This window comes from Paenibacillus sp. GXUN7292, assembly GCF_050864975.1.
GTDB lineage: Bacteria > Bacillota > Bacilli > Paenibacillales > Paenibacillaceae > Pristimantibacillus.
Window position 1 is genome coordinate 1 of record NZ_JBOZWO010000079.1, and the last position, 9,361, is coordinate 9,361.

Consider the following 9,361-nt stretch of genomic DNA (forward strand, 5'->3'; position numbering starts at 1 on the left):
CAAAAGTAGGTTTGCTCGCTTGATGAGATAGCTCGCTACACAAAAGAACTTAAAAATAATGGAATGGCGATGCAAAGGGAGATCATCCCTGCATCGCCATTCCTGGTTTTTGGTCCATAGCTGCCTTCTTGAGTAAATTATGGGCGAGCGAAAGCCACCCGACCTCAAGGCTAACCTTCGGCAGGCCTCGAAGCAGAAAACGCCGAAATCCCCGGTTGGTGAAACCTGCGATCCATTACTGGAGCCCGGTTGACTTACTTCGTCGCAGAGTATACTGAGCAATGATGAAATTCTAAGGGTTGCCACAAACGCTATTCGTGCAAAAATGATGGTTTAAATTTTCGAACGGTTGCTATTGCGCTTAATACCCCAAAAAGCATTGATTTTGCTCGAGAAAAGGCACAATAGCGCTCATGACAACCATTACATTTTCAAATGAGCTAGAATAATCGAAATAGCCTCTATGGCAACCGTTAGGCAATTATGGCATCTGCGAAAGTTGAGTTATAAAAAATTCGAATGATAACAGATTATTATAGATTCAAGGGAATCGAGTAATGGGAAGAGGCCTTGAGAATCCCTTTGTTTATAAGCTTTCTTGGGCATCGGAAGATATTGCAATGCATTAGAAGGATTTGAAATAGACCGATACGCCGCTTCTCGCTTATTGTTGGGAAGAGGATAAACACCGAAAGGAAGAATTGATATGCAGACAGATCTTAGCGCTTCTTCAGCTGTGCATGGCAAGAAAGGAAAACGTTCTTCCAATAAAGAGCCTTTTTCTTGGAGCCGAAACTGGAAACGATATAAACGTTATAAGTATTTATTGCTCATGCTCGCTCCAGCGCTTATATGGTATTTGATTTTTCATTATGGCCCGCTATATGGCATACAGCTTGCGTTTAAAGATTTCAATATTACAAAAGGAATTATGGACAGTCCATGGGCCGGCTTAAAACACTTTAAAGCCATGGTAAACGGAGCTCAAGATTTTCATTTAATTCTTCGCAATACGATCGTAATTAGCTTGTATCATCTGTTGTTTGGCTTTCCTGCTCCTATCATTTTGGCAATTTTATTGAATGAGCTAAGGCTTAAACTTTTTAAAAAAGTTGCGCAAACGCTTACATATTTACCGCACTTTCTATCCTGGGTAGTTGTAGCCAGTTTTATGTTTACCGTGCTTTCCCCGTCCAGCGGCATTGTGAATGCGATCATTGGCTGGTTCGGTTTTGATCCGATTTACTTTCTGGGAAAAGCCGAATATTTTCGATTCACTTTGATTTCTACATCGATCTGGAAGGAAGTAGGCTGGGGAGCGATTATTTATCTGGCTGCCATAGCGGGTATTGATCCGGGCATGTACGAGGCTGCTGTCATGGATGGAGCCGGGCGATTTAAGCAGTTTATGTATATTACTTTGCCGTCGCTCCTGCCAGTTATTACAATCATGCTAATTTTGAGAATAGGCAATGTGCTGGATGCCGGATTCGACCAAGTGCTTAATATGTACTCGCCGGCAACGTATAGTGTAGGCGATATACTGGATACTTACGTTTACCGGATAGGACTCGAACAGATGCAATTTAGCTTTGCAACAGCTGTGGGACTCTCGAAAAATATCGTTGCTCTCATTCTTGTATTGTTTACGAATTATTTAGTGAAGCGCGGGGGGCAGGAGGGGCTCATATGAAAATGACACGATCTGAAAAAACATTCCAAGTCTTTTTGGTTTTATTTTTAAGCCTATTATGCGTCAGCATGCTGTATCCTTTTCTGCATCAGCTGACAATATCACTCAGTGACGGTGCAGCCAGGCTGGGCATCAGCTTAATTCCTCAAGGCTTTACATTTAACGCATATGTGATGCTGTTTCAAACGAGTGAGATTTGGACGGCATTCGGAAATTCTGTGTTCCGGACGGTTATAGGGACATTAGCGATGATGCTGGTCATGTCTTCAGCTGCCTATGCGTTGTCCAAAAAAGGGCTTCCGCACCGCCAATTTTTCACTACGCTCATTATTGTAACGATGTTTTTCAGCGGCGGCTTGCTGCCGAGCTATATGCTCATTAAAAGCTTAGGTTTGTTTGATACGCATTTAGTGTTCATTCTACCAGGCTTGGTCAATACTTTTTGGCTTATTATTATGAGAAATTTTTTTATGCAGCTGTCGGAGGAAATCGAGGAATCGGCCAAAATGGACGGAGCTAACGATATTCGCATTTTTTGGCAAATCGTTATTCCCGTATCCATGCCTATTATAGCTACGATGATACTTTTTTGTACGGTGCATCATTGGAACGCTTGGTTCGATGCGCTTATGTACACAAGGGATCAAGCTTTGCTTGTACTGCAGATGTATTTGCGCCGTTTAATTATTAATCAGGATGAGTCGATGATTAATGCGGTATTGGTTACAACCAATGCGCCGCCTTCCGAATCACTGAAGGCAGCTGCGCTAATATTTACGACAGCGCCAATTTTGGTTGTATATCCATTTTTGCAAAAGCACTTTGCCCAGGGCATTTTGGTAGGGTCCGTAAAAGGGTAAGGAGGCATTTATTTTTAATTAAGCTGTTGTTCATCCAACAGGTTAATATATTAAAATCATATTTAAGGGGAGGCTTACACATGAAAGGAAATGTATTGAAAACGCTTGTGTTAGCGATGGCATTAATCTTAGTGCTGTCTGCTTGCGGCGGTGAAAACAGCGGTACGAAAAATGGCAATAATGGTTCAACATCATCAACCACGACACCATCGTCAGGAGGATCGGAGACGAATAAGGAGCCAGAAAGCCCAATTGAAATATCGTGGTTAAATTTTTATTTGCCTGGGAAGGATACGGCAACTCAGAAGTACGTGGAAGAATTGTTTAATGTAAAAATTACTCCGCTTGGTTATGACCGCTCGAATTGGCAGCAGCAAATTAACATTATGCTTGCATCTGGTGTCAGACCGGATTATATCGGCAATACGGATCTCACCTTTGCTGATTTCCTTAGCTATGTTAAGCAAGGGTTAATAGGTGAGCTTCCGGTAGAAAAAATACGTGAGTATGCGCCTAACTACTCAGCAATGGTAGATAAATATGACCCGACCGCTTGGAATGTAGCTGTTGTCGATGGTAAGAATTATGGAATTCCTAGAATATACGGAGAAGGCGGTTCGCCATTTTTGCCGGCTTACAATAAAGAATGGTTGAAAAATATAGGCTATGATGCGCCTCCAACTACATTAGAAGAACTGGAGGATGTATTAACGAAGTTCCGTAATAATGATCCGGATCAAAACGGCAAGAAGGATACGTACGGTATGTCAGTTCGCGGTAAAGATACTTTAGGCTCTAATCAAATATTCAATACGGTTTTTGCGGCGCATGGCATTAGAAGCAGCGGCTGGCACGTAAAAGAAGATAATACAGTGGAGCATGTCCTCGTCAGTGAGCAAGCTCGTGCAGTTTATAAGCTTTTAAATAAATGGTATAAGGCTGGACTTATTGATCCAGAATTTATTACGGATGACGCCAATAGCTACCGGGCTAAATTTGTAAATGGCAAGACAGGCATGATGGATCAGATGATGTGGTATCACTATCATACAGAAGGCGCGGTTGGTGCAGATGCCGTTAAAACAGGGCTAGAATTTGCTGTAGGCGCTCCAGTTATTGGGCCTGCCGGACAAATGAATGGTATTGTTCAAGGCTATAAGCAAAATCCTTATGCAATTGGTGCAGATGCAGTAAAAGATGAGGCAAAGGTAAAGAAGATTCTAGAAATGGTGGATCGCATTGCCACGGATAAGGATGTTTATATGAAAGTGTCGTTCGGCGAAGAGGGAGTTCATTACGATGTCGTTAACGGCGGCGCAGTTAGAAAAGCTGAATTTTCCGACATAGCCAAATCGGTTTCAACCGTCGGCACAACCTTCTTTAAAGCTGCGGATAATCCAGATATGCTAGTGTACGAGTATTCAGCAGAAAAGCAAGCCTATAAAGAAGAGCTCAACAAATCGGAAATTAATATTTTATATGATATTATGCAGCTTGTAGATCTTCCTAGCTGGACAGAAAATCGCGATGCTATCGATAAAGTGTTAAAGGAGTTTCAGCTGAAATTTGTTGCAGGCGAGGTTGATCTGGATGCCGGCTTTGACAGCTATGTAGCAGAATTGAACAAGATCGGACTTGCAAAAGCTACTGAGGAAGCGAATGCAGCCTATGCCAGAAACAATAAATAGACCCGGCTTATAACAGTGTAAATAGGAAGTGCCCCTCGTCATCGTTCAAGATGATTGGGGGCACTTTGTCTTTCCAATAATTAAGAATGTCTTCATAATTATGATGAATAGATATTAAGATTTTCCATTTACAATTAATATAGTGAAAGATGGCTGCTGGAATGGAGGGAAAACGTGGAACAATTTTTTGTATTAGTTGCCGATGACGACAAGGAAATACGGGACGTTATTGAAATTTACTTAAAAAATGAAGGGGTTACCGTGTTAAAAGCTAAGGACGGAATGGAGGCTTTGGAAATAATAAATAAACATCAAATTCATCTCATTATTTTGGACATTATGATGCCCAAAATGGACGGGATATCGGCTACATATAAAATTCGTGAGAAGAAAAATATTCCGATCATTATTTTGAGTGCGAAAAGCGAGGACTCGGATAAAATATTAGGTCTCCATATGGGGGCGGATGACTATGTCACAAAACCGTTCAATCCTATGGAGCTTGTTGCCCGTGTGAAATCTCAGTTGAGAAGGTACGTCACTTTAGGCACTTATGAAGGTATTAAAAAAGTGATTGATCTAAACGGGCTTACTCTAGACAAATTAACAAAGGAAGTGACGGTCCATGGAGACCCGGTGAAGCTTACCCCAATTGAATACAAAATTGTTGAATTACTTATGACCAACGCAGGCCGGGTGTTCTCGATTAATGAAATCTATGAACGAGTATGGAGGGAGCCTTGCTATAACGCGGAAAATACGGTTGCTGTACATATAAGAAAAATTCGAGAGAAAATTGAAATTGATCCGAAAAATCCAAGATACTTAAAGGTGGTATGGGGAGTTGGGTACAAAATGGAAAAGTAGCGTTATTATAAGTATTTGGGTATTTTTATTTACTTTTGGCCTAAGCGGAATTTTATCTATTTTCACCGTTGGCAGCAGTTATGTTCATCCGAACTATTTCCACACTCAGGAGTTTCGCTTCAAGCTTGATCAATTTGCGGAGTATTTAAACAAGTTTGAGCTGAACGATATTACATTGGAGCAAGCAAAAGAGGCAATAACGGTTACTGAGAATGATATCAATGAGTATCGAAACCGATATGTAAGCCTTACTGATCGAATTGTCGACTTAAAAGCTGAATATGAATATGTTATTCAGAATGCATTGGAAACGGGTAATCAAGAGGCAGCGGATGTTTATATTGCGGAAAGAGATAAAAAGATAGAGGATATTACAAACGGGTTCAAAAGTGATGAGTACATTAAAGAAAAGGTATTAGAAGAAAAAGAACGGATGGTCGGCGAGTTCTTCCAGGAGCGGGAATTTTACCGTCTGGAGTATATGAGATATAAAGAAGCCTTTCAGTACTATTTTAAAAATCATGTGACAGGTAAAGTCTTTACGAATTTGAAAAACGCAGAAGATGAACTCGGAAATGATGGGATAAATGCTAAAGAAATGTTATTCGTTAAAAGTTATTTTATATCAGGAGAATATTTGGGGTATTATAGCTTTCCAGGAGCTTATGAGCTCGCTAAGTCATTTATTCCATTTGAAGGACAGATTGGGGTATCCAAATCTCTACCCTTATCAAACCCAGTTATGATTGAATACGAACGCTATAAGCAGAAACAAATCTTATTAATTGTGTATATAATTGCAAGCATAGGCGCTTTTATTCTTTGCTTCTATCTCAAAATAGCTAAGGTCATTCCTGCTGGATTTGAATCATGGAGGTTCCATTATACTAAGCTTCCTATTGACTTAAGAATCATTATTTTTGCCGCGACAGGAATTTTGGCTGTCAACGTTCTATTTTTTATTAATGAACAGATTTTTTATGACATCAAAAATGTTATAGTTTATAGCTGGGATATTTTTAGCTGTATAGTAATGGGATCGATTGTTTGGTGCTTGACGCTTATCCAAGGAAAGTTTCTTGTTACAGAATTAAAGGACAGGAAAAACTTTAAAGAGGCGTGGGGAAAAGCGCTTCTTAATAAAGCTGGACAGGGCTTGTGGGTGCTCTCTAAAAAAATAAAGCTTAGCCTGAAGGATGCTTTTTTGAATAAGAGCATAGGCATACAGTTATTTATTGTTTTGGCGGCAGTATTTGGTTTAGGAGCAGCAGCGAACATGATTGTTTGGGAATCCGCTTATCTTCTTATCTATGTAATGCTTCTTGTGTTTGTAGGCTTGCCAATTATCATAATACTAATAAAAAGCTTGGGGTATTTTAACCAAGTGTTGATAAGAACTAACGAATTGGCTGTTGGCAATCTGGGAGAGGATCTGCCTGTGACAGGGAAATCTGTTTTGGCCATGCTTGCTGGAAACATTAACCTATTAAAGCAAGGGGTAAAAACATCGCAGACCGAACAGGCCAAAAGCGAACGGCTTAAAACAGAACTAATAACTAATGTAAGCCATGACCTGCGGACACCGCTAACTTCCATCATTACGTATACCGATTTATTGAAAAAGGAAGGGGTATCCGACGAAGACAAGATAGCCTATCTTGAAATCATTGATAGTAAATCGAAACGCTTAAAGATGTTAATTGATGATTTATTTGAAATATCAAAAATGGCCAGCGGCAATATAGAATTGATGCCAGAAAAGGTTGATCTTATCCAGCTTTTGCAGCAGGCGCTTGCCGAGCATGATAACGCGGTAAAAGACTCCAGTTTGCAATTTCGAATTAAGTATGCCGAACAGCCTGTTTACGCGCTTGTCGATGGTAATAAGCTATGGCGTGTCTTTGATAACTTAATTGAAAATATACTTAAGTATTCACTAGAAAATTCCCGTGTATATATAACGGTATCTTCGAACGGCAATCAGGCGATGATTACGTTTAAAAATGTATCCAAATTTGAGCTTAGTGAAAATATAGACGAGCTATTTGAAAGGTTCAAGCGCGGAGATACATCACGTCAAACCGAAGGCTCTGGACTCGGGCTGGCGATTGCTAAATCAATCGTGGATCTTCATGATGGCAGTCTTGTTATCGAAACGGAAGGCGATTTATTTAAAGTAAGCATTTCGCTTAAATTAGTGAACTAACTGACCGCTGGATGGGGCTAGTTTTCGGTAAAGCGCAAGATTCAAGGTTGATTCAGCCTAGAATGCTGCGCTTTTTTCTATCCAATTAGGCATTGTATACCTGGTATTGATTTTTTCCGCGCTCTTTGGAGGCGTAAAGAGCCTCGTCCGCATGCTTGATTAAGGTTTCTGCGTCTTCGCCATGGGCAGGAGAAAATGCAATGCCGATGCTGACTGTTACAGGTATGTCTGAAAGTCCTGTTTTAGTAACTGTAAGGGCTTTGATAGAGTCAATAAGCTGCTCAGCTATCTGGATCGCATCCTTGGATCCTGTCTCTGGCAGGATGATAATAAACTCATCACCGCCAAGCCGTGCGGGTATATCGTCCTTACGGGCCGTTTTATGAATGCTTTCAGCCACACGTTTCAACAGCTGGTCGCCGGTGTCGTGACCCAGCTTGTCATTAACTCCTTTGAAGTTATCAACATCCATCATAAGGAGTGCTGTCGTTGTTTGTTGCGAAGCGAGTGTTCGAATCATTGCTTCATCGAAAGCGGCTCTGTTTTTCAAACCAGTCAGGCTATCATGAAAGGCAAGATGCATGGGTCTGGCTACCGCTTTTGAAATGAATAACGATAAAATGATCGTAATACATAGTACGGTTGCAAGCTGGAGAATGAAGGTTTTGCGATTGGCGCTCAGCAAGCTTTGCAGCTCTTTGTCATTGTAAATAACTTGAAGCACTTTTCGTTCTGTTGTCGTTCCCGTATCATATTTTGATTTATAATAAATATAGCGGTAATAAACTTTTTCACCCTCCCATAGCCCTTGTATTTCTGTCGTTTCCTGAGTGTTAAGGGTATGCTTGAAAGCACTGCGATGCTCTTCAGGCAGTATAAGCGAATCAGCAGGATAGCCTAATGCATTTCCGGCCGGATTCAAAATGCGAATATGGGAGATCAACGGATCTCTTAATGTAAGATTTTCAATCGTTGTGAAAAAATTAAATTGTTGAAAAATATCATCATTTTGCAAATCATAGCCAAGCTGGATCATATAATTTTTGTCTGAAGTGCCTTGATAACTGTATTTTTTCACCGCCCCGGTTTGTTGTTCGATATCCATGCCGTCATGATAGAACTGTCCCGTATTTCTCCTGTCATCCAATATTTTTGCAAGACCTTTGCAGCAGGAATTGAAATCAAGTCCAATATCGGACTTCATGCTGCTATGTGTAATGACGTTATTTTTATTTATAATGTAGATATCGTATTCGTGTTTCTGCTTCAGCTCATTAAAGCTCCATTGATTGAAATCGGGCTGTTGCTCGTAGTGCTGTATTAATCTAGCGCTTACATCTCGCATCGAGGCAGCCTTATGCTCGCCAAACAGGTAATAAGCTTTTTCAATTGTATCGATAGATGTCAAAACTATTTCTTCGCTTTTCTTCATTTGCGTTTGCTGATTATCAATTGTTTGATTTTTAAGTCTGTTATGATCCATCGCAGCTAATATGAACGAAATACTCATGGCGAAAGCGATCATTGTAAGCATAAGCTTTACTCTGAAGCGGGATTCCATCTGCTGCACCTCTCTATAGATTGGATCTAATTCTAATTAAGCAGTACCCATAGTTCTTCACTACTATAGTATAATCTATAATTAGAATAAAAGAGTCATAAAGAGAGTGTCGAAACATGATGAATAAAGCAACAAGTAATCGTAAAAATATAAACACCGTATAAGCTCGGAGCTCATACGGTGTTTATATTAAAAAAAGGCGACCAGGATTGCTCCTGAATCGCAGCGAAGAACTCTTGCTCAACAGAACTCCATGCTACAGATTTGTTTGTGTCAATCGCGTATTGCAATTGCTCAAAAGCTGTTTTGCGGATGGGTTCCTTTGCCCATAGATCCTGGATGGCTTTGGACTCAGTTCAATCAATGCCATTATTTCAGCCTCCCTAAGGCTTTTAACGTTCATGAGCGCTTTTTCTTGGCGCCAGATTAATTTCTTTTACAATGGCCAAATCAATTTTAGGCTTGCGGTCTTCAGTGAGCAGCCCA

6 protein-coding genes are annotated in these 9,361 nt (G+C 40.4%); 5 read left to right on the plus strand and 1 reads right to left on the minus strand.

The window, feature by feature from the left end:
* Positions 1-706 precede the first annotated feature (706 nt).
* The 5 genes from ACRRU2_RS28145 to ACRRU2_RS28165 all read left to right on the plus strand — a co-directional run bounded on the left by ACRRU2_RS28145 (position 707) and on the right by ACRRU2_RS28165 (position 7,314).
* Positions 707-1,693: an ABC transporter permease gene (locus tag ACRRU2_RS28145; protein WP_432506749.1), complete on the plus strand. Its 987-nt coding sequence runs from the start codon at positions 707-709 to the stop codon at positions 1,691-1,693.
* Positions 1,690-2,553, plus strand: coding sequence for a carbohydrate ABC transporter permease (locus ACRRU2_RS28150; protein WP_331699007.1), 864 nt, complete (start codon positions 1,690-1,692; stop codon positions 2,551-2,553). Before ACRRU2_RS28145 ends, ACRRU2_RS28150 begins: the two co-directional genes overlap by 4 nt.
* 80 nt (positions 2,554-2,633) lie before the next feature.
* A complete protein-coding gene (locus tag ACRRU2_RS28155) occupies positions 2,634-4,241 on the plus strand; it encodes a hypothetical protein (RefSeq protein WP_432506751.1) in 1,608 nt (535 codons plus the stop codon).
* A gap of 174 nt (positions 4,242-4,415) precedes the next feature.
* A complete protein-coding gene (locus ACRRU2_RS28160; protein WP_331699005.1) occupies positions 4,416-5,108 on the plus strand; it encodes a response regulator transcription factor in 693 nt (230 codons plus the stop codon).
* Positions 5,086-7,314, plus strand: a complete 2,229-nt coding sequence (locus ACRRU2_RS28165) for a sensor histidine kinase (protein ID WP_331699004.1) — start codon at positions 5,086-5,088, stop codon at positions 7,312-7,314. The genes ACRRU2_RS28160 and ACRRU2_RS28165 overlap by 23 nt, the downstream gene beginning before the upstream one ends.
* A gap of 85 nt (positions 7,315-7,399) precedes the next feature.
* On the opposite strand, the gene ACRRU2_RS28170 is transcribed toward ACRRU2_RS28165, so the two are convergent.
* The gene (locus tag ACRRU2_RS28170; RefSeq protein WP_432506754.1) at positions 7,400-8,875 is read right to left on the minus strand and encodes a GGDEF domain-containing protein; all 1,476 of its coding nucleotides are present in this window, start codon (positions 8,873-8,875) and stop codon (positions 7,400-7,402) included.
* Positions 8,876-9,361 lie beyond the last annotated feature (486 nt).